The organism is Enterobacter cloacae complex sp. ECL72 (assembly GCF_019056635.1).
In the GTDB taxonomy this organism is placed as follows: domain Bacteria; phylum Pseudomonadota; class Gammaproteobacteria; order Enterobacterales; family Enterobacteriaceae; genus Enterobacter; species Enterobacter hormaechei_C.
Genome location: NZ_CP077659.1, coordinates 684,517 through 705,396, shown reverse-complemented (window position 1 = coordinate 705,396; position 20,880 = coordinate 684,517). Strand labels below are relative to the sequence as shown.

Here is a 20,880-nt window from a genome sequence, read left to right as displayed (position 1 = left end):
GGAGAGGGTTAGGGTGAGGGGAAATTATTGCCGAAATGCTTCAAGCCGCTTAACCTGCCGTCCTTCCCCGTCAAAATTCTCCGCCGCCAGCCAGGCGCGCAGCTCTGCATCGCGCTGCGGCCATTCGCCGTCAATAATCGAAAGCATATCGCTGTCGCGGTTGCGTCCTTTACGCACCAGCTTCTGGCGCAGGCGCCCTTCCAGGACAAACCCCAGCCGCTCCGCCGCGTTGCGTGAGGCGATGTTCATCGAATCGCACTTCCACTCCAGCCGGCGATATTGATGCTCAAAGGCATTTTTCAGCAGCAGCCACACCGCTTCGGTACCCACGCGGGTGCCCTTCATTCTGCGCGACCAGGTGACGTGGCCGATCTCAACCGAGCCCTGAAAGCGTTCTATCGCCATATAGCTGACCAGCCCTACCGCCTTTTCGGTGCGCAGATCGATAACGGCAAAGGGCACCAGGTCGTCATCCAGCACCTTTCCCAGCACCCAGTGCGCAGTGGCCTCAACGCTCACAGGCTGGGTGCTGGCAAGCCACGTCCAGTCGCTGTCGTCACCCAGCGCATAGGCTTCAAACAAATCAGCCGAATGGCGGTCAGCATCCAGCGGCTCCAGGCGGCAATACTGCCCGGTGAGCAGGGTACGGGTTAACGCGCGGGCGCATTTCCAGTCCGGGACAATATCATTAACGGTTTGACCATGTTGATTGATTTCGGGCACGGCGGTGACTCCCTGAAAGGTAAGGAGTTTGTTATAGCAGGTTAAAAAGCGAACGAAAAGAGAGGTGATTCATAACCAGACCGAATGCGTTATTCCCGGAGGGCATAAGCAAAGCAGAATTTCGACTTTGAGGAAATCCTCAGCCAGCCTACCGTAACGGTGCATAAAACAATCACAATATATTTTCTTCAGGGATCGCTATGAATAAAAAACTGCTGCCGTTACTGGTGCTGGCTGCGCTCTCAAGCGCTGCTCACGCCGCTACCCCGCCCAACACGCTGGTTGTCGCCCAGGGTCTGGATGATATCGTGAGCCTTGACCCGGCCGAAGCCAACGAACTTTCCAGCATCCAGACCGTACCGAGTTTGTATCAGCGTCTGGTACAGCCGGACCGCGATAACCCGGAAAAAATCACCCCGGTTCTGGCCGAAAGCTGGGAAGCGGACGCGGCAGCAAAAACCCTGACCATCAAACTTAAGCCCGATGCAAAATTTGCCTCCGGCAACCCGCTGCGCCCGGAAGATGTGATCTTCTCATATACCCGCGCCGTGACGCTGAACAAATCCCCGGCGTTTATCCTCAACGTACTGGGCTGGGACGCCAGCAACATCGCCAGCCAGCTCAAGAAAGTGGACGACCATACCCTCACGCTTCGCTGGACGGCGGACGTCAGCCCGTCGGTAGCGCTGAATATACTCTCCACGCCGATTGCCTCCATCGTCGATGAAAAGCAGGTTGCGGCGAACGTGAAGGATAACGACTTCGGCAACGCGTGGTTAAAAATGCACTCTGCGGGCAGCGGCGCGTTCAAAATGCGCGTTTACCAGCCGCATCAGGCCATCGTGCTGGAAGCCAACGAATCCGCACCCGGCGGCGCGCCGAAGCTTAAAAGCATCATCATTAAAAACGTCCCCGATCCCGCTTCCCGCCGCCTGCTGATCCAGCAGGGTGATGCGGACGTGGCGCGCGATCTGGGTGCAGACCAGATAATCGCCCTCAGCGGCAAGCCGGGTGTGAAGGTGCTTAGCATCCCTTCTGCCGAGCAAAACTATCTGGTGTTTAACACCGGCAACAGCGCTAACCCGCTGCTGAATAATCCAGCGTTCTGGGAAGCCTCGCGCTGGCTGGTGGATTATGAAGGCATCACCAAAGATCTGCTGAAAGGCCAGTATTTTGTTCATCAGAGCTTCCTGCCGGTCGGCCTGCCGGGCGCGCTGGAGGACAATCCGTTCACGTTTGACCCGGCAAAAGCAAAAGCGATCCTCGCCAGGGCGGGCATCAAAGACGCGCATTTCACGCTGGACGTAGAGAATAAACCGCCGTTCATCACCATCGCGCAATCCATGCAGGCGAGCTTCGCTCAGGGCGGCGTGAAGGTGGATCTGCTGCCCGCGGCGGGTAGCCAGGTGTACGCCCGCGTGCGTGCGAAACAGCATCAGGCGGCCATACGTCTGTGGATCCCGGACTACTTCGATGCACACTCCAACGCCAGCGCCTTCGCATGGAATGACGGGAAATCCAGCACCGTGGCCGGGCTTAACGGCTGGAAAATTCCGGAGCTGAACAACGCTACGCTGGCGGCGGTTGCCGAGCCGGATCCGGCAAAACGTCTGGATCTGTATAAGAAGATGCAGGAACAGTTACAGCATAACTCGCCGTATGTGTTCGTTGACCAGGGCAAAACCCAGATCGTGGTGCGCGATAACGTGAAGGGGTATCAGCAGGGGCTGAACGCGGATATGGTCTGGTACGATCGCGTTACGAAGTAGCCCTTGTTGCCGGGTGGCGCTGCGCTTACCCGGCCTACGTTCCTGGTTTTTGCAGGCCGGGTAAGGCGAAGCCGCCACCCGGCATAAAGAGATTTCCCATGCCACATCTTTCCACCCGCGTGCTTCAGGGTCTGCTGACTCTCCTGCTCACGCTGTTCGGGCTACTGCTGGTCACGTTTGCGCTCTCTGCCTTTTCCCCGGTCGATCGCGTATTGCAGATCGTCGGCGATCACGCCAGCCAGTCCACTTACGATCAGGTTCGCCACCAGCTTGGGCTGGATCGGCCTCTTCCCGTACAGTTCTGGCACTACCTGCAAAACCTCGCTCACGGTGATTTAGGCACCGCCAGCGCTACCGGTCAGCCGGTATTGCAGGACCTGCTGCACGCCTTTCCCGCCACGCTGGAACTGGCAACGCTGGCGCTAATTATCGGCACGGTACTCGGCGTGATTGCGGGTGTACTGTGCGCCCGCTACGCCGGTTCGCCACTGGACTTAGCGATCAGAACGCTCACCCTGCTCGGCAATTCGGTGCCAATATTCTGGCTCGGACTGCTGATGCTGGCTCTGTTCTACGCGAAACTACAGTGGAGCGCTGGCCCCGGCAGGCTGGACGACATCTGGCAATTCACCGTTGAGCCACGAACCGGATTTGCGCTGGTTGATACCTGGCTTTCCGGCGACCGCGAGGCGTTCCGCAACGCCATCAGCCACCTGGTGCTGCCGGTACTGCTGCTGGCCTACTACTCGCTGGCAAGTATCACCCGACTGACGCGCTCCGCCTGTCTGAGCGAGATGAACAAAGAGTACATATTGCTCGCCCGCGCCAAGGGCGCTGGAGAGATGACCATCCTGCTGCGTCACGTGCTGCCGAACATTCGCAGTACCCTATTGACGGTGATTGCGCTGGCCTACACCAGCATGCTGGAGGGCGCGGTATTAACCGAAACCGTCTTCTCGTGGCCGGGCATCGGGCGCTACCTCACCACGGCCCTGTTCGCCGGTGACACCACCGCCGTGATGGGCGGCACGCTGCTGATTGGCGTCTGCTTTGTTCTGATCAATAACCTTACCGACCTGCTTGTGCGGGCGACCGATCCCAGGGTGCGCTAATGCCGTTTTATCTCTTCTTACGCCGCCTGCGCCGCTCCCCTGCCGCGTTTTGCGGGCTGATCGCCATCGCGCTGCTGGTGCTTATTGCCCTGCTAGCACCGTGGCTTGCGCCGCATGACCCCAACTGGCAGGACGCCGCCGCGCGTCTGCAACCGCCCAACGCGCAGCACTGGCTGGGTACCGATAGCTATGGGCGGGATCTGCTCTCCCGATTAATCTACGGCACCCGTCCGGCACTGGGGCTGGTGGCCTTAGTCACCGTTATTACCCTCCCCGCTGGTCTGCTGGTGGGGATTTTGTCAGGCTACTACGGCGGCTGGATGGAGCGCATCCTGATGCGCTTTACCGACGTGGTGATGTCGATGCCGCGCCTGATCCTCGCCTTCGCGTTTGTCGCGATGCTCGGCCCCGGTCTGGTGAACGGCGCGCTGGCGCTGGCCTTAACGACCTGGCCTGCCTATGCGCGCCAGGCGCGCAGTGAAATCCAGCGTCTGCGCCACAGCGATTATCTGGCCGCCGCGGAGATGATGGGCATTCGCGGCCCGCGCCTGCTGGTCGGCCATATTCTGCCCCTGTGCCTGCCCTCCGCGATTGTACGGCTGGCGCTGGATCTGGCCGGGATCATTCTGGCCGCCGCCGGGCTGGGCTTCCTTGGCCTGGGCGCACGTCCACCGATGGCGGAATGGGGCGCGATGATCGCCGACGGCATGCAGGTCATTTTTGACCAGTGGTGGATTGCCGCCATTCCAGGCGGGGCGATTCTGTTTGCCAGCCTGGCCTTTAACCTGCTGGGCGATGGCCTGCGCGACGTACTGGAGCCACAGCATGACTGAACACCGCGTCATCGTCGATGCGCTGAATATCGACTACCCCGCCGCGCGCGTGGTCCACAACCTGAGCTTTACGTTAGGCAACGAGCGGCTGGCGCTGGTGGGAGAATCCGGCTCCGGCAAGTCCATGTCTGCCCGCGCCCTGATGGGGCTGGTGCGCAAGCCCGGCATCGTGAGCGCTAAGCGGCTTAACGTGCTTGGCAACGACCTGCTGACCCTGAACAGCCGCCGCTGGCAGGCGCTGCGCGGCAACGGCATTGCGATGGTTCTACAGGACCCGCGCTACGCGCTAAACCCGGTGAAAACCGTCGCCGCCCAGCTTGATGAAGCGCTGACCCTCCATCAGCGCCTGCCCCGCGCCGAACGCCTGGCGCGCATTCACGATATCATCCGCGCCGTGGGGCTGAACGAGCACGTGCTCCAGCGCTATCCCGGCGAACTCTCCGGCGGCATGGGCCAGCGCGTGATGATCGCCATTGCGCTCGTCAACAACCCGCAGGTGCTGATCGCCGACGAACCGACTTCCGCGCTGGACGCACGCCTGCGCAACCAGATCCTGGAGCTGCTGGTACAGCAGTGCGAGGCGCGGCAGATGGCGATGCTGTTAATCAGCCACGACTTGCCGCTCGTCGCGGAACACTGTGACCGCGTGCTGGTGATGTATCAGGGTGAGAAAGTTGATGAAATGGCGGCGAGCCAGTTGCCGCAGGCAACCCATCCCTACACGCGCACGCTCTGGACCTGCCGCCCGAACGCCGGGACGTTTGGCCAGATGCTGCCGACGCTCGACCGTTCGCAACCGTGGAAGGAGGCCGACAATGGCACTCGTTGAGGTTAACCAGCTCCGGGTGAGTTTTAGTGAAAAAACGGCGGTTTCCGCCGCCAGTTTTGCGATCGAAAAAGGCGAAACCTTCAGCCTGATCGGTGAATCCGGCTGCGGCAAATCGACTCTTCTGCGCGTGCTGGCGGGGCTGCTGCGCGAGTGGAATGGCCACATTTCCGTCCTCGGGGAAAATTTACGGCCAGGACGACGTTTTGAAGGCGCGCTTCGCCGTAACGTGCAGATGGTGTTCCAGGATCCGTGGGCGTCTTTGCACCCGAACCACACCATTGCCCGCACCCTGTCGGAGCCGTTAAACATCCACGGCGAACCCCAGGTTGCCGAAAAGGTGGCGGATGCGCTGCAACAGGTGGGTCTGGCTGCCGACGCCAGCAGGCGTTACCCGCATCAGCTTTCCGGCGGACAGCGTCAGCGCGTGGCCATTGCCCGCGCGCTGCTGCTGCGCCCGCAGCTTCTGCTGCTGGATGAACCGACCTCGGCGCTGGATATGTCGGTACAGGCGGAGATCCTGAACCTGCTCAACCGCCTGAAGGCGCAGCACGGCATGACCTACCTGCTGGTGAGCCACGATGCGGACGTGATTGCGCATATGTCCGACCGGGCGGCATTTATGGCGCACGGGAAGATCCAGCGGGTATTTGACCGTGAAGCAATGTTGCGGGGGGAGCACAGGATGGGGTAAACCGTGCGGCGGCGAGTGCCGCACGCATTTCGTAGGCCGGGTAAGGCGTAGCCGCCACCCGGCAAAACGTTACTTCAGCAGCTTCACCGTGGCATCGATGTCGATCTCATCTTCAGTGAAGATCAGCGTCGTGTTCTGGAAGGTAGTGATCGCCAGCTTCTTCACCGTGCGCATTTCGCCCGGCTTTTTCTCGGTTTTGGGTTTGATGCTGTTCATCAGCAGCCCCACCGACAGCACCGCATTCTCTTTGTCGATTTTGGTCTCAACGGGCTCTTCCTCGCTGAACACCACGAAGGATTTAATTGAGGTGAGCTTCACGCGCTCGCCCGCAATATAAAGATGCTTACTCTCCGGGATCACCTTCACCGCATACGCGGAAAGGCCTTTGCTGTTGGTGGTTGGCTCGAAGGTCACCGCCGCATCTTTCTTAATCAGATCAGGGTTGGCGACCTTAATCACATGAAAATAGCGGTTGTCGCCGTTTTCATCTTTGATAAATCCAAAGCCTTTATCTTTAAACCACGTTGTGATTGTACCGTTCATCGCTGTTACCGCCTGTCAGATCTCAAGACTAAAGTTTTGCAGCGCGCAGTGTAATGCACAATGGCTGACGAGACAAAAAGAAGCCCCTGCACGGGAGCAGGGGAAAGTTCATGTCAGAGCTTTTTGGTATTGTGTATTTAGTTGAACACCATCCCACCATCAATCAGCAGCGACTGACCGGTCATGTAGTCGGAATCCGGCCCGGCGAGGTAAGAGACGCAGGCGGCCACGTCTTCCGGTTCGGACAAACGGCCAAGCGTGATGCGTTTGGCAAAGGTTTCCGTCCCGTAGCCAAGCGGTTTACCCGCCGCCTCGGAGACCTGACGGTCGATTTCCGCCCACATCGGCGTTTTGACGATCCCCGGGCAGTAGGCGTTAACAGTGATCCCCAGCGGCGCGAGATCCCGCGCGGCGGTCTGGGTTAAGCCACGCACCGCGAACTTGCTGGAGCTGTAGACCGCCAGCTCCGGGTTGCCGGTGTGGCCCGCCTGAGAGCAGGCGTTGATAATTTTGCCGCCGTGCCCCTCTTTACGAAACGCGTCAATCGCGGCCTGAATGCCCCAGATCACCCCTTTCACGTTGATGTTGTAGACCTTGTCGACAATCTCCGGCGTGATGGATTCGATGGGCGTGGACGGCGCCACCCCGGCGTTATTGACGATGACGTTAAAACCGCCCAGCGCGGTGCGGGCTTTTTCCACCGCCGCGAACACCTGCTCGCGGTCAGAGACGTCCACCTTCACGGCGACGGCCTTCCCGCCGTTACGGGTGATCTCATCCGCGACCGCTTTCGCCGTCTCTTCGTTGTAATCCGCAATAGCAACGGCAAAACCATCCTTCACCAGGCGAAGCGCGATCGCTTTGCCAATCCCCTGACCGGAGCCGGTTACGAGAGCCACTTTTTGCATTTCTCTGTCCTTATATTGATTCACAAAATCTGGCTGAGATGGAGCTGGCCCATCAGCAGCGGGTTATCGCTGTAGTCGACGGGAATGGCCACCACGGCCGGGCCATCGACATCCATTGCCGCACGCAGCGTCGGCTCAAGCGCGTCCGCGCTCTCGACGGCAAAGCCTTTCGCACCGAACGCGTCGGCATAGGCTTTGAAATCGACCGGGCCGAACTCGACGCCGGAAAGCCTCTGGTATTTTTTCTCTTCCTGGATGGCCACCATGTTGTAGGCGTTATCCACCCAGATGATGTGCAGCACGTTGGCGTTCAGGCGTACGGCGGTTTCCAGCTCCATGCTCGACTGCAAAAAGCCGCCGTCCCCGGAGACCGAGACCACCTTGCGCCCCGGGTTGACCAGCCACGCGCCAATCGCCCACGGCAGCGCCACGCCCATGGTCTGCTGACCGTTGGAGATCATCACCTGACGCGCCCGGAAGCTGTAGAGGTAGCGGGCGATCCAGATGTGGAAGCTGCCCATGTCGACGGTGAGCGTTACGTCGTTATTCACGATGTCCTGCATGGCGCGCACAATGCGCAGCGGATGCAGGGCAAACTGGTTAAGCGATGCGCCGCGACGGTCGAGGAGGTCCCGCTGATGCTGGCGATCGACAAGAATTTCCGAGGCGCGCTGGCTGAGTTCAAGTTTGTGCTCGATTCGACTGGCAAGCAGATTCAGCGTGGCGGCAATATCCCCGACCAGTTCCAGATCGGGAACATACTTGCGCTCCTCATAAGCGGGCAGCACGTCAATGTGCACCAGCGTGGCGTCGCCGCTGTTCCACATGGACGGCTCGTACTCCACCGGGCTGTAGCCGATGCAGATAATCAGGTCCGCCAGATGCAGCAGCCGGTCGCCCGCCTGGTTGTTAAAGAGGCCGACGCGTCCGGCGAAGCGGGTGAAGTGTTCCTGATTCACCGCCCCGGCGGCCTGATAGGTGCTGGTGACCGGAATACGGCTTCTCTCCAGCAGCTTATGCAGCGCGGCGCTGTTGGCGGGCTGGCTGGCCATCAGGCCGAGTAAGATGACCGGGTTTTTGGCCTTCGCGATAAGCTTCGCCACGTCGTTGATGGCTGACTCCGGCGCCGGGCCCATCAGCGCCGCGGTGCTGGCGGGTAAAATCGCCCCCGTGGTGGGCTGGTCGACAATATCCTGCGGCAGGCTGACAAACGCCCCGCCCGGCCTGCCCTGCTCGGCAGCGCGAAACGCGTTCGACACCACCTCGGCAATCGCGTCCGGTGAATTAACTTCGACGGCGTATTTGGTGACCGGGCTGAACATGGCGACGGTATCCATGCTCTGGTGCACCAGTTTCGCTTTATCTGCCCGCTTCACCGCCCCGCCCAGCGCCACCACCGGGTCACCTTCGCTGTTGGCGGTGGCGATGCCGGTGATCAGGTTGGAGCAGCCCGGCCCGGAGGTGACCAGCGCGACCCCGGCCTTACCGGTTAGCCGCCCTACCGCTGCCGCCATAAACGCCGCGTTCGCCTCGTGACGCACCGGGATAATCTCGATGGAGGAGTCCAGCAGGGAGTCAAAGACCTTGTCGATTTTTGCGCCCGGTATGCCGAACACCTGCTTCACACCCTGCGCTTCCAGCTGGCCGACAACCATATCGGCGCCGTGCGCCCACTGACGTGACTGTTTCTCACTGTTCACGGTAGTTCTCCTGTTAGTTTTCGACGGCGCGGATAGCCGCATCAAGGTTGCTGGGGTGCAGGTTGGCCTGTAAAAACGCGCTGTCGGCGGGCAGGTCAATCATCAGCTTGTGGATTTCGCCGAAGGTGAGCACGCCGTTCTCCAGCTGATAGTCGAGCAGGTGGCCCCCGCCCTGACGGTCGTCGGTGATAAAGTGTTCGTGATAGCCCGCCACGTTAATGCCCTGCATATGCTGCGGGGTGCGGAACCCGACCAGTACGCCCTCGCGCTGGTTAAAGCGGAACACCGGCTGGTCATCCAGCACGTCGGTCATCGCCCGGTACGGCGGTGTCTGGCGCGGTACGGTGCGGGTGTGCGCGTGGCGGAAATTGCCGTCGATGCGCAGCGCGCAGAACAGGTTATCGGAGGGGATTTGCTTGTCGATCACGTCGTGGATCTGCTGACGGCTGACCGGCCCGTCGAAGGCCTTGCGGTACTGCGGCTGGAACCAGGTCATCACCGCGAACGGCGTTTTTTGCTCCGGCTTCGCGGCGCGGGCGCTGCCGTCGGCGCGCAGCTGGTACACCTGGCTGCTGAAGGCAATCATTTCACCGTCCAGCTCGTTAAAGGTACCGAGACCAAAATCACCGTGTGCCAGCAGGTCGGCGATGGTCGTCTCCCCTTCGTAGACGCCGCTTAGCAGGGCGCTCATTAGCGATGTCTGATAGATCACGCTGTCAGGATGCTGAGCCGAGAACCCACGCAGGGTCTCGCATAAACTCGCCTCACAGTCGCATGCAGATGAATGCATCATCATGCCCGTCCTCTTCAACTTTATTTATAAAGGTTAAATAAATGTTGACCCGATTCAGCAGAGAGTTCCAATATAGAATCCATGCTGGTTTGAGACGTTTTTGATATGGAACTTCGTTATCTGCGCTATTTTGTCGCGGTAGCACGCGAGCGACACTTCACCAGGGCGGCCAAAGCGCTGGGTATTTCACAGCCTCCTCTGAGTCAGCAGATCAAACGGCTCGAAGAGGAAGTGGGCACGCCGCTGTTCAGGCGCCTGACGCGGGGCGTGGAGCTGACCGAAGCGGGAGAGGCCTTCTATGAGGACGCCTGTAAGATCCTGGCGCTGAGCGATGCCGCGCTGGAGAAAGCCCGGGGCATCGCGCGCGGGCTGAACGGCAGCCTGTCGATTGGCATCACCAGTTCAGATGCTTTTCATCCCAAAATCTTCGCCCTGATTCGCCAGTTTCAGGTGCAGAACATGGCTGTGCAGGTTCACCAGGTGGAAGCCAATATGTCGTCGCTGACGACGATGCTGGCGGAGGGTGAGCTGGATATCGCCTTTGTGCGCCTGCCGTGCGAAAGCAGTAAGGTGTTCGAATTAAAAATCCTCGATCGGGAGCCGATGGTGGTGGCGCTGCATCGCGATCATCCTCTGGCGGCATGTGGCGATCTGGCGCTGGATGAGCTGCGGGATACGCCGGTGGTGCTGTTCCCCCAGGAGGTAGCACCGGGGCTGTATGACCGCGTTTACGGCAGCTGCGAGCGGGCCGGGATCGATATGCAACACACGCTGCAATCTTCACAACTTTCCTCTTCCCTGAGCATGGTCTCCGCTGGCGGCGGGTTCGCGCTGGTGCCGAAATCCATGGCCGCTATTTCTCCGCCGAATGTCACCTACCATGCGCTGCGCTCGCCGGAGCTTTATACCGATATCGCGCTCTGCTGGCGGCGCTTTGAGCGTTCGCGGACGGTGAAGCGGTTTCTGGCGATGATGAGCGAGGAGTAGCTACGGTGTGGCTGTGCCCGGCGGCGCTGCGCTTGCGCGGGCCTACGGTTCGTGTCGCGGGTTGGTTGGCTTGTTGGCGGTTTTGTAGGCCGGGTAAGGCGCAGCCGCCACCCGGCAATGCCCTTTGGAAGCCGCCTCGCAAACTTTTAAGCAACCTTATGTAATTCAGGGGCATCCCTTTTCATCCCTTCTTCACCTGCAACTTCCCGATTCTGCGGATCTCTTTGAACTGGCTGGCACCTGTGCGGCATACGTGAGCGTACTGGTGGAAACGGACGATGCGGTGACATTTTCCACGCTCTGTAAGCAACTGCTGGGTTGTTAGCGGAGTTTGTGAAGGAGCCTTATATAACGGCTCACTGAGTCGGCCTTACACAAAGGACAACGTTGTTTGATGAATGACTGTTAAGAGCGTTCAGCAGGCTTCGATGCCAGATCGACTTTCAGCCATCACATGACTAAAAATTACTGTTCGTGCCGGGTGGGGCATGCAATTGTTAGAGGAATGCACAGGAAGGCGGTCACGCCACAGAGGGCGTGACATAAAATCAGGCCTGGTCGTCTTCTTTACCGTAGTAAAGCTTACCGATCTGAATGAGAGGACGGCCCTGGGATTTGCGGTGCAGGTTGCTGTCACGCAGTGAATAAACGCAGCCGCAGTATTCCTGCTGGTAGAACTGCTCGCGCTTGCTGATTTCAATCATGCGCGACGAACCGCCCTGTTTCCGCCAGTTATAGTCCCAATAGACCATACCCGGATAGTGGGCGGCGGCTCGCTGACCGCAGTCGTTGATTTGCTGCATATTTTTCCAGCGAGAGATGCCCAGTGAGCTGCTAATCACGTTGAAGCCATTTTCAGCGGCGTAAAGCGCAGTCCGCTCAAAGCGCATGTCAAAACACATGGTGCAGCGAATGCCGCGCTCGGGTTCCCATTCCATGCCTTTGGCGCGCTCAAACCAGTTATCTGTATCGTAATCCGCATCAATAAACGGTACGCCGTGCTGTTCGGCAAAGCGAATATTCTCATCCTTACGAATCAGATACTCTTTCTGCGGATGAATGTTCGGATTGTAGAAGAAGATGGTGTAGTCGATCCCTGAGGCCTGGATCGCCTCCATTACCTCACCAGAACACGGAGCGCAACAGGAGTGCAGCAGCAGTTTATCTGCCCCGTTTGGGAGTTCTAGTTTAGGGCGTTTGAAATCAGCGGTAGTCATAAATTTATTTGTTGAGGTAATGAGGACTGAAAACAGTGTAGCATCAGAGCTGTGCTATCGGGAATGGCGGCCAGTCTCATACATATCCCGCAATGCCTGTTATTGACACATAGCGGACGCATCTTTCACACGTTTCTATATAACCTGGTTAGCAAAACTATCTCCGCTGCACTTCTTCTCAGCAAGCAATTCCTGAATACGCTACGCAAATTAAACAAATATTTCAGGCCAAGATAGATCAGGCACGTTAACGCTGGATCATATGCGCGCTGGCGAAGCGTTTTGGTTTGCCGGTGAGCGCATTTGTGGGGAACTGATGCGAGGTTTTCACCCAGACCAATTCCCCAGACGTTAATACCACTATCTCTCTCACCCCGGCCCCTCGCTCCCCGCCGCCAGCAGCGGCACCACCACATCGCTGACGGGCACCGCAATCCCGTGCCTGCGGCCATAGCGCTGGATCACGCCGTTGCGTATGTCCCACTCCATCAGGCGATCCGCCTGACGGTCGGACAGGATCGACAGCATTAAAGATCTGCACTGGGACATTCGCCCCAGCCCGCACATTAGCACCATGCAGGTGCGGTCGACGGATAAGCCGCTGACGCTCAACAACGCGATTAATATCGCCTGGCTGATCCAGGCCACGTCACACTGGCTGCTGACCACGCGGCCTTATAAGCATCAGGAACGGGATTTTCTGCGGTACCTCTTTACCGTTTTCAGGTGTGTCGCTACGGATAGGTGGATATTCAGACGAGCCGTTATGAGTTTTTAAACAATTAATAAAGAGTCAAATAGACAGAATACCCAATAAACATTCAAGTATTTATTACATCTTCAATTAATATTCACTTAATTATTATTTAAGCAAAACCACCGTATTAATCATTAACAATTTATCCAGATCCAAACCATAAGCCCCCATACTTTCTTAATTTGCATCAACGAAACCGCAGATCGTTTTATATCCACCCTGTACAAAATTGACGGCCAATTTTGTACGCGCTAGCGTTGCACTAGTTACGTAACTAGCTAAACCATAAGGTCTTTTCAGGATTTCCTTAAATGGAGTTTTAAACAAATGGCTATTCCCGCTTATTTATGGCTTAAAGATGACGGCGGCGCCGATATAAAAGGCTCTGTCGATATATATGGACGTGAAGGTAGCATCGAGATTATCGCCTTAAATCACGCCATAATGCAGCCCACGGACAAGCATAACGGCAAGGCGACAAGTCTTCGCATCCATTCCCCCTATTCTTTCGATAAAGAGATCGACGCTTCCAGCCCCTATTTGTACAAGGCTGTTAGCACGGGCCAGAAGCTAAAATCCGCAGAGATAAAGTTTTACCGTATCAACGATGCTGGTCAGGAAGTGGAATATTTTTCCACCCTTCTGGAAGGCGTGAAGATCGCCAGCGTCTGTCCAATGATGCTTGATATCAAAGATCCTGACTATGAGAAGCATAACCATCTTGAGCTGGTAGAGCTGCTCTATGAAAAAATTACCTGGCGCTACGTGGACGGTAACATCATGCATTCAGATAGCTGGAATGACCGTAAGACGGCATAAGGAGAACGTTATGGGATGGAAGTATGAGCAATCAACTGGCAAGATGTATAAAGACGGCAAATTAATTGAGACAGGATATTCCGGTGCCCTTACCAATAAAAATAATCCGGACCGTCAGCATGTGAAGGGTCTGGGTCCATTGCCGCGCGGAACATATAAAATTGCGGGACATTCGAATTCTAAAGGACCCATTACCATTATCCTTGAGCAAACTTCGGGAGAGAGTTTTGGTCGTTCAGAGTTCCGCATTCATGGTGACCATAAGTACGGTCCAGCCGGATTTGCTTCGGAGGGGTGCATCATTCTCTCACTGTCAACGCGACGTAAAATCCTTCGTGACGGCGGTGAGCTTGAGGTAGTGCGATGAAATACCCAATCGTTCTGCTGCTTTGTGCGCTCACTGTCCCAGCCATTGCAGCCAGCACTGACTGGCCATCAGCACTTCATGGAATCGCCTCAGGTGACACACACTGGATTGAGCAAGCCCCAACGCTGGCTGCCACGGCTGACGCCAGGCAGGCGCAACTGCTGGAGGATGCTTTGGCCGCAGCGCTCACAACAAACACCAGCGCCACACTGAAAGCGCTCCAGACCATTGACGCGGGAAAGTGGCCGCACATGGTTGGCAGCGATATCGTCTGCACGCCGCCTCTAGAGAAATCCCCCGCCGAAGTCGACGCGTTCTATCAGCGCACCCGCCGGGCGCTGCTGGATACGGTTGAGGGTGCTCAGTGCCTCTGGATCCTGGAAGCAACAATGGAAGAGCTAAACGCTGAGAAAGCCCGTCAGGGTAAGTAAGAGTTACCCGGCGCACAACGGCCGGGTCTTCCTTCTCGCCAGACCCTGGCTCACCCCGGCCCCTCGCTCCCCGCCGCCAGCAGCGGCACCACCACATCGCTGACGGGCACCGCAATCCCGTGCCTGCGGCCGTAGCGCTGGATGACGCCATTACGGATATCCCACTCCATCGGGCGATCCGCCTGACGGTCGGCGAGGATCGACGTGCCCAAATCCACTGGCGCGCGCTGAAAGTTCGCCAGAATCTCCTGCGCCACGTCATCGGCCAGCTTCGCCCCCTCGGCGCGGGCGACGGCCAGCCCCTCGCGCAGGTAGGCCAGCGCCAGTTCGCTGATATCCTCGCGCCTGAACATCCCGGCGCGGCGATTGGCCAGCACCATCAGCCCGGCGACCGCGTTTTGCAGCAGCTTGCGCCAGGCGACGGTGGGGAAATCAGCCGAGAGTTCAACGTCACAGCGCGTGCCGCGAAGCGCCTCCCCCACCCGCTGCGCCTGCGGCACGTCCGGCAGCGTAAGGCGCGGTTTGGCGCGCAGCCAGACGGAGGCATCCGGCTCGCGCTGGGCAGGGAACCAGACCACCGAGGGCAGCACCGTTGCGCCATTGACCAAAGGCGCAAGCTGGGCTTTCTGCTCCACGCCGTTTTGCAGCGCGCAGACCACGGTGTTTTCATCGCACAGAGCGCGCAGCCACCCGGCGCTGTCGGCATTTTGCGTCGTTTTGACCGCCAAAAAAACAAGGTCAACGGGGCGCGTAATGACGCTGGGATCGGTGAGTACCGGACCGGGCACCACAATTTCACCCTCATCATGACGCAGGCGCAGTTCCGGATGCGCGGTGCGCCCACACAGCAGCGGCGTGCGGCCCGCTTCATGCAGCACCGCGGCGATGGTGGTCCCAATCGCACCGGGTCCTGTCAGCGCAATGGTTGGATAGTCAGACATGGATCACTCCCCTTTTGCTAAGCCTGCTATCAGTTATACCACCCTGAAAAGAGCGCGCCACGCCCATTGTCTATACTCAACTCATAACAGACAACGGAGTGCGCCATGCCTTTACCCGACTTCAAATCCTCTGAACCTTATACCCTCGGCATTGAGCTCGAACTCCAGGTGGTTAACCCGCCGGGTTACGATCTGAGCCAGGACTCCTCTGCCCTCATCGCCGCCGTCAAAGACGACATCAAAGGGGGGGAAGTCAAACACGACATCACCGAAAGCATGCTCGAAATCGCCACCGGCGTGTGCCAGACCATCGACCAGGCAGCGGCGCAGTTTTCAGTGATGCAGCAGAGCATCCTGCGCGCGGCGGAAGATCAGCATATCCAGATCTGCGGCGGTGGGACGCATCCGTTCCAGAAATGGCAGCGGCAGGAAGTGTGCGACGACGAGCGCTATAACGTCACGCTGGAGCGCTTTGGCTATCTGATTTTGCAGGCGACGGTGTTCGGCCAGCACGTACACGTCGGCTGTCGGACCGGGGACGACGCCATTTACCTGCTGCACGGCCTGTCGCGCTTTGTGCCGCACTTTATCGCCCTGGCCGCCGCATCACCGTATATGCAGGGCACGGACACGAAGTTCGCCTCATCGCGTCTCAACATCTTCTCGGGCTTCCCGGATAACGGTCAGATGCCGTGGGTCAACAGCTGGCAGGAGTTCGAGGGGCTGTTCCGCCGCCTGAGCTCCACCAGCATGATCGACAGCATTAAGGATCTGCACTGGGACATCCGCCCCAGCCCGCACTTCGGCACCGTCGAGGTGCGGGTGATGGATACGCCGCTGACGCTCAGCCACGCCATTAACATCGCCGGGCTTATTCAGGCGACGTCGCACTGGCTGCTGACCGCGCGGCCGTATAAGCATCAGGAACGGGATTTTCTGCTCTATCGCTTTAACCGTTTTCAGGCCTGTCGCTACGGGCTGGAAGGCATTCTGACGGACGTACATACCGGCGAGCACAAAACCGTGGCGGAAGATATCGCCTGGCTGCTCGAGCAGGTTGCGCCGTCGGCCGAGAAGCTCGGCGCGACAAGCGCAATCAATGAGATTGCCCTGCTGTTAAAGCAGGGCAAGAGCGAGGCGCAGCGCATGCGGGACTTTATCGCCGATGGCGGCTCGCTGATTTCTCTGGTGCAGAAGCACTGTGAGCTGTGGGCGACGAGTCCGTAAGGCCGTGGCCCCACTCGCGCAGGCGCTGGAACAGCACGAACAGCGCCGGGATGAACACTATCCCCACCACGGTCGCCACCAGCATGCCGCTGAACACCGTAGTGCCGATGATGCGGCGGCTCTGGGCACCCGCCCCGGTCGCCAGCATCATCGGCAGGACGCCGATAATGAACGACACGGCGGTCATCATTACCGCGCGGAAGCGGCGCGATGCCCCCCTCCCGTGCGGCATCGACAATCGCCATTCCATCCATGCGCCGGGCGCGGGCAAACTCCACGATAAGAATTGCGTTCTTGGCGGCGAGGGCTATCAGTAGCACCAGACCTATCTGCACATACACGTCGTTGGCGTAGCCCGCCAGCCACAGCCAGACCAGCGCCCCGCCGATGGCGAACAGCACCGAGAGCATCACGCTCGCCGGCAGCGTCCAGCTCTCTCGTACTGGGCGACGAGGAACAGCCACGCCATCACCACCGCCGCCAGCACGATCCATATCGCCTGATTGCCGGTCTGCTGCTCCTGATACGACATGCCGCTCCAGGCGTAGTCGTACCCGGCTGGCAGGTTTTCCGCCAGAATCTCGCCCATCGCCGCCATTGCGGTGCTGCTGCTCACCCCTTCCGCTGCCGAGCCGCTCACCGATACCGACGGGAACTGGTTGTACTGCTGTATAAATGGCGCGCCGACGGTCGGTGTGATGGTGATGAGGTTGCTCAGACGCACCCGCTCGCCGCTGTTGCTGCGCACGAACAGCTCGCTGATTTGCTCCGCGCGCTCGCGCCACTGCATCTCGTTCTGCATCACTACGTGGTAGACGCGGTTGTTGACGCTGAAATCCCCGGCGCGCGTGCCGCCAAAGGCGGTTTGCAGGCTGCTGAAGATGCGTGACACCGGCACGTCGAGGCGGGCCGCGCGCTCGCGGTCAACGGTGAGCGTCATCTGCGGCACGTTGCTGCTCCAGGTGGTGAACACGCGGCTCAGCTGCGGGTGCTGGTTGGCTTTCGCCAGCACCTCACGCGTCACGCGCTCCAGCTCCGCCGGACTTTGCCCCGCCTGCGCCTGAATGCGCAGGTCGAAGCCGGAGGCGTTGCCCAGCCCCGGCAGCGTCGGCGGCGCAAAGGTCATGATGGTGGCTTCCGGCAGGGCCAGCAGCTGGCGCTGAAGGATGCCCATCACCTCATCCAGCGGCGGACGCTCGCTCCAGTCTTTGAGCATGATGGAGATAAACCCGCCGTTCGATGCGCTGGTGCCGTTGAGGATGTTAAACCCGGAGACCTGAATCACGTCTTCTACCGCCGGGTTGTTAGCGATCAGCTCGCGCGCGGTGGTCATCACCGCTTCGGTGCGCTCCAGCGAGGCTGCCTCCGGCAGCTGGACGCTGGCGAAGAAGTAGCCCTGATCCTCCTGCGGCAGGAAGCCCTTTGGCATCGACATAAAGCTGAATACCACCACCGCCGCCGCGCCTGCGGTGGCCAGCAGCGCCAGCCACGGGCGCAGGTTTAAAACGTTCACGATGCGGGTGTAGAAACCGCGCGTGGCGTCCAGCCCGTGGTTAAAGGCGCGATAGAGTGCCGCAGGTTTCTCCGGTCGCGGGCGCAGCAACAGCGCGCACAGGGCGGGCGTAAGAGTCAACGCCACCAGGCTTGAGAGCGTGACGGCAGTCGAGAGCGTCACCGCGAACTGGCGGTACAGCTCGCCGACAATCCCCGGCAGGAGCGCCACCGGCACAAACACCGCCAGCAGCACCAGCGTGGTGGCAATCACTGGCCCGGCGATCTGGCGCAGCGCCAGCGCGGTCGCCGCCGTACGGCTCTGCCCTTCCGCCATCAGCGTTTCGACGCTCTCCACCACCACGATGGCGTCATCCACCACCATGGTCAGCGCCAGAATGATAGCGAACAGGCTCAGCGTATTGGCGGAGTAGCCGAGCGTATAGAGCACCGCGAAGGTGCCCACCAGCGACACCGGAATGGCAAGGGCAACAATCAGCGTCGCGCGCCAGCTTTGCAGGAACAGGGACACCACGACCACCACCGCCAGCATCGTCAGCGCCAGCGAGACGCCAATCTCTTTGATGGTGGCGGCCACAAACGAGGTGGTGTCGAATTTGACTTCATAGACCAGATCGTCCGGGAAGCGCGTGGATAACCGTTCCAGCTCCGCGCGCACCGCATCGGCCACGCGCAGGGCGTTAGCGGACGGCGTCGGGTAGATGCCGAGGTAGGCGGAGTCGTGCCCGTTCAGCTGCGCGCCAGAGCTATAGCTGCGCGAGCCAAGCTCGATGGTGGCGACGTCCTTCAGGCGCACCAGTTGACCCATCTCCCCGGCGCGGATAATGATGTTGGCAAAGTCGTCGGCCTGATTTAAGCGCCCCAGCCCGTTAATGGTCAGGGTCTGCTGCTGGCCGTTAAACACCGGCGGCGTGCCGACCTGGCCTGCCGCCCCCTGCACGTTCTGCTCGCGCAGCGCCTGCGCCACGTCATCGCTGGTCACGTTCAGGGCGTTCATGCGGTCCGGGCGCAGCCAGATGCGCATGCTGTAGTCCCGTGCGCCAAACATCTGTACCTGCCCGACGCCCGGCAGACGCGACAGCGCCTCGCGCACCTGGGTGCTGGCGTAGTTGCTGACGAACAGCGGCGTGTGGGTGTTGTTCGGTGAGTAAAGGCTTACCCCCATCATCAGGTTGGTGGCGCGCTTGCGCACCTGCACGCCGTTTTGCTGCGCCTCGGTCGGCAGCTGCGCCACGGCCTGCGCCACGCGGTTCTGCACGTCGATGGCGGCGAGATCCGGGTCGGTGCCTGCCGCAAAGGTAATGTTCAGGCTATAGCTACCCTCGTCCGAACTGGTGGACTCCATATAGAGCATATGATCCACCCCGTTCAGCTGGGTTTCCAGCGGCGTGGCGATGGCCTCCGCCACGTCAGCCGAGCTGGCGCCCGGCCATGACGCTGACACATTCACGACCGGCGGGGTGATCTGCGGGTACTGCTCCACCGGAATAATCCTCAGCGCGATGGCCCCCAGCAGGGTGATGACCAGCGCAATCACCATCGCAAAGCGCGGGCGTTTGATGAAAAACGTCAGCATGATGGCTCCTTAATTCAGTATCTGGACGGCAACGCCTGGCTGCACGCGCTGCGCACCGTCAGTAATCGCTCGCTCACCGGGCTTCAGGCCGGAGGCAATCTGGAACTGCTGGCCGATCTGTACGGCGACCTTCAGCGGACGCATTTCGGCTTTATCCTCGGCGTTAACCACCCATGCGAAGAACCCGTCGCCATTCTGCTGTACGGCAGCGGCGGGCAGAGTCAGCACTGGTTGCTCACTTGACGGACGCAGGTAGACGTTCACGTTGCCGCCGGGCAGCAGCTGATGGCGCGGGTTGGCGAACTCGGCGCGCAGCATCACGCTGGCGGTGCGCGGGTCGATGCGGTTGTCCACGGAGGTGAGTTCCCCGCTGATGCGCTGGCCGTTGCTGTCAATCAGCGCCTGCCAGGCCTGCTTCATGGCGCTGATATCCGCATGCTGTCCGGCTTTAGTGGCAAACGTGCCCTCTTCCAGCGCAAAGGCAATGCGGATGGGATCGAGCTGTACCACCTCCACCAGCACACCGCTGGCAGGATTCACCAGGCTGCCGACGTGAAAGTTGCTGTGCCCCACGCGCCCGTCAATCGGTGAGGTAATGCGCGTGTAGTTGAGGGTGACGCTGCGGGTGTCGAGCCGGGCTTTCGCCTGCTCCAGCGCGGCGCTCGCTACGTCGCGCTGCATGCGGGCGTTGTCCACGTCGTGGCGGCTGATGGCGTTGCTGCTGCCCAGGCTTTCGAAGCGTGACAGCTGCTGCTGCGCCTGACGCAGCGTGGCTTCGGCGCTTCTCACTTCGGCCTGCGCCAGACGCAGGGCGGCGCGCGGCTCGGCGTCGTCCAGTTCGAACAACACGTCGCCTTTTTTTCACGTACTGCCCGTCGCGGAAGTGGATTCTGGTGATGACGCCTTCCGTGCGGGCGCGCAGTTCAACGGTGTGGATAGCTTCAATGCGACCCGGGATCTGACGCTCGGCGGCGTGGGCGGTCTGCTCCACGGTGGCGACACGCACGGGAATGGCCGCGGCGAATGCGGGTGGCAGGGTGCAGGCGAGGAGCGCGAACAGGAGTGGGAATTTCATGGGAGTACCTCGGCGTTGTTTTCCCTCACCCCGGCCCTCTCCCACAGGGAGAGGGAGGTCAGAGTTCCCT

17 protein-coding genes and 4 pseudogenes are annotated in these 20,880 nt (G+C 59.7%); 11 read left to right on the top strand and 10 right to left on the bottom strand.

Translation table 11 applies throughout. The features are described 5' to 3' along the window. Positions 1-24: 24 nt before the first annotated feature. Positions 25-723 carry a GNAT family N-acetyltransferase gene (locus tag KTH07_RS03320; protein WP_017382534.1) on the bottom strand — a complete coding sequence of 233 codons (699 nt, stop codon included), beginning with the start codon at positions 721-723 and terminating at the stop codon, positions 25-27. Between the two features lie 200 nt (positions 724-923). Here KTH07_RS03320 and KTH07_RS03315 point away from each other — a divergent pair, with 200 nt between their 5' ends. The 5 genes from KTH07_RS03315 to KTH07_RS03295 all read left to right on the top strand — a co-directional run bounded on the left by KTH07_RS03315 (position 924) and on the right by KTH07_RS03295 (position 5,957). Continuing rightward, positions 924-2,492, top strand: a complete 1,569-nt coding sequence (locus tag KTH07_RS03315) for an ABC transporter substrate-binding protein (RefSeq protein WP_023303250.1) — start codon at positions 924-926, stop codon at positions 2,490-2,492. 98 nt (positions 2,493-2,590) lie between these two features. Then, a complete protein-coding gene (locus tag KTH07_RS03310) occupies positions 2,591-3,604 on the top strand; it encodes an ABC transporter permease (RefSeq protein ID WP_023303249.1) in 1,014 nt (337 codons plus the stop codon). Then, a complete protein-coding gene (locus KTH07_RS03305) occupies positions 3,604-4,437 on the top strand; it encodes an ABC transporter permease (protein WP_023296077.1) in 834 nt (277 codons plus the stop codon). Before KTH07_RS03310 ends, KTH07_RS03305 begins: the two co-directional genes overlap by 1 nt. Beyond that, positions 4,430-5,266, top strand: a complete 837-nt coding sequence (locus tag KTH07_RS03300) for an ABC transporter ATP-binding protein (RefSeq protein WP_023303248.1) — start codon at positions 4,430-4,432, stop codon at positions 5,264-5,266. Before KTH07_RS03305 ends, KTH07_RS03300 begins: the two co-directional genes overlap by 8 nt. After that, complete coding sequence (locus tag KTH07_RS03295) at positions 5,253-5,957, top strand: ABC transporter ATP-binding protein (RefSeq protein ID WP_032620123.1); 705 nt, start codon at positions 5,253-5,255, stop codon at positions 5,955-5,957. Before KTH07_RS03300 ends, KTH07_RS03295 begins: the two co-directional genes overlap by 14 nt. Positions 5,958-6,026: 69 nt before the next feature. On the opposite strand, the gene KTH07_RS03290 is transcribed toward KTH07_RS03295, so the two are convergent. From KTH07_RS03290 to budA, 4 genes are all read right to left on the bottom strand, one after another. Further along, the gene (locus KTH07_RS03290) at positions 6,027-6,500 is read right to left on the bottom strand and encodes a cold-shock protein (protein WP_015571193.1); all 474 of its coding nucleotides are present in this window, start codon (positions 6,498-6,500) and stop codon (positions 6,027-6,029) included. A gap of 137 nt (positions 6,501-6,637) precedes the next feature. Further along, positions 6,638-7,408, bottom strand: a complete 771-nt coding sequence (locus tag KTH07_RS03285) for a (S)-acetoin forming diacetyl reductase (RefSeq protein ID WP_003858846.1) — start codon at positions 7,406-7,408, stop codon at positions 6,638-6,640. A 20-nt stretch (positions 7,409-7,428) separates the two neighbouring features. After that, complete coding sequence (gene alsS / locus KTH07_RS03280) at positions 7,429-9,063, bottom strand: acetolactate synthase AlsS (RefSeq protein WP_226877298.1); 1,635 nt, start codon at positions 9,061-9,063, stop codon at positions 7,429-7,431. Between the two features lie 58 nt (positions 9,064-9,121). Continuing rightward, positions 9,122-9,901, bottom strand: coding sequence for an acetolactate decarboxylase (gene budA / locus KTH07_RS03275; RefSeq protein ID WP_026094386.1), 780 nt, complete (start codon positions 9,899-9,901; stop codon positions 9,122-9,124). A gap of 105 nt (positions 9,902-10,006) precedes the next feature. Between budA and KTH07_RS03270 the strand changes: the two genes are divergently transcribed. Further along, positions 10,007-10,888 (top strand): LysR family transcriptional regulator, encoded by an 882-nt coding sequence (locus KTH07_RS03270; RefSeq protein ID WP_015571195.1) that lies wholly within the window; start codon positions 10,007-10,009, stop codon positions 10,886-10,888. A 548-nt stretch (positions 10,889-11,436) separates the two neighbouring features. Here KTH07_RS03270 and KTH07_RS03265 read toward each other — a convergent pair. Both KTH07_RS03265 and KTH07_RS03260 read right to left on the bottom strand, forming a co-directional pair. Then, positions 11,437-12,105 (bottom strand): epoxyqueuosine reductase QueH, encoded by a 669-nt coding sequence (locus KTH07_RS03265; protein ID WP_023296073.1) that lies wholly within the window; start codon positions 12,103-12,105, stop codon positions 11,437-11,439. Between the two features lie 369 nt (positions 12,106-12,474). Next, positions 12,475-12,627: pseudogene (locus KTH07_RS03260) on the bottom strand (ketopantoate reductase C-terminal domain-containing protein); the annotation flags it as partial. Between KTH07_RS03260 and KTH07_RS03255 the strand changes: the two are divergent. The 4 genes and pseudogenes from KTH07_RS03255 to KTH07_RS03240 form a co-directional block, all read left to right on the top strand. Further along, positions 12,623-12,846: pseudogene (locus KTH07_RS03255) on the top strand (glutamate-cysteine ligase family protein); the annotation flags it as partial. The pseudogenes KTH07_RS03260 and KTH07_RS03255 overlap by 5 nt on opposite strands. Positions 12,847-13,189: 343 nt before the next feature. Then, on the top strand, positions 13,190-13,681 hold the full coding sequence (locus KTH07_RS03250) for an Hcp family type VI secretion system effector (RefSeq protein ID WP_017694361.1): 492 nt from the start codon (positions 13,190-13,192) through the stop codon (positions 13,679-13,681). 10 nt (positions 13,682-13,691) lie between these two features. Continuing rightward, positions 13,692-14,048, top strand: a complete 357-nt coding sequence (locus KTH07_RS03245) for a tlde1 domain-containing protein (protein WP_006809708.1) — start codon at positions 13,692-13,694, stop codon at positions 14,046-14,048. Next, a complete protein-coding gene (locus tag KTH07_RS03240; protein WP_017694362.1) occupies positions 14,045-14,479 on the top strand; it encodes a hypothetical protein in 435 nt (144 codons plus the stop codon). Before KTH07_RS03245 ends, KTH07_RS03240 begins: the two co-directional genes overlap by 4 nt. A gap of 50 nt (positions 14,480-14,529) precedes the next feature. Here KTH07_RS03240 and KTH07_RS03235 read toward each other — a convergent pair whose 3' ends face one another. After that, positions 14,530-15,420 (bottom strand): oxidoreductase, encoded by an 891-nt coding sequence (locus KTH07_RS03235; protein WP_023296070.1) that lies wholly within the window; start codon positions 15,418-15,420, stop codon positions 14,530-14,532. Positions 15,421-15,525: 105 nt separating this feature from the next. Here KTH07_RS03235 and KTH07_RS03230 point away from each other — a divergent pair, with 105 nt between their 5' ends. Continuing rightward, a complete protein-coding gene (locus KTH07_RS03230) occupies positions 15,526-16,647 on the top strand; it encodes a YbdK family carboxylate-amine ligase (protein ID WP_015571201.1) in 1,122 nt (373 codons plus the stop codon). Here KTH07_RS03230 and KTH07_RS03225 read toward each other — a convergent pair. Further along, positions 16,577-19,735, bottom strand: a pseudogene (locus tag KTH07_RS03225) (efflux RND transporter permease subunit). The gene KTH07_RS03230 and the pseudogene KTH07_RS03225 sit on opposite strands and share 71 nt — an antisense overlap. A 9-nt stretch (positions 19,736-19,744) precedes the next feature. Beyond that, positions 19,745-20,810, bottom strand: a pseudogene (locus tag KTH07_RS03220) (efflux RND transporter periplasmic adaptor subunit). Positions 20,811-20,880 lie beyond the last annotated feature (70 nt).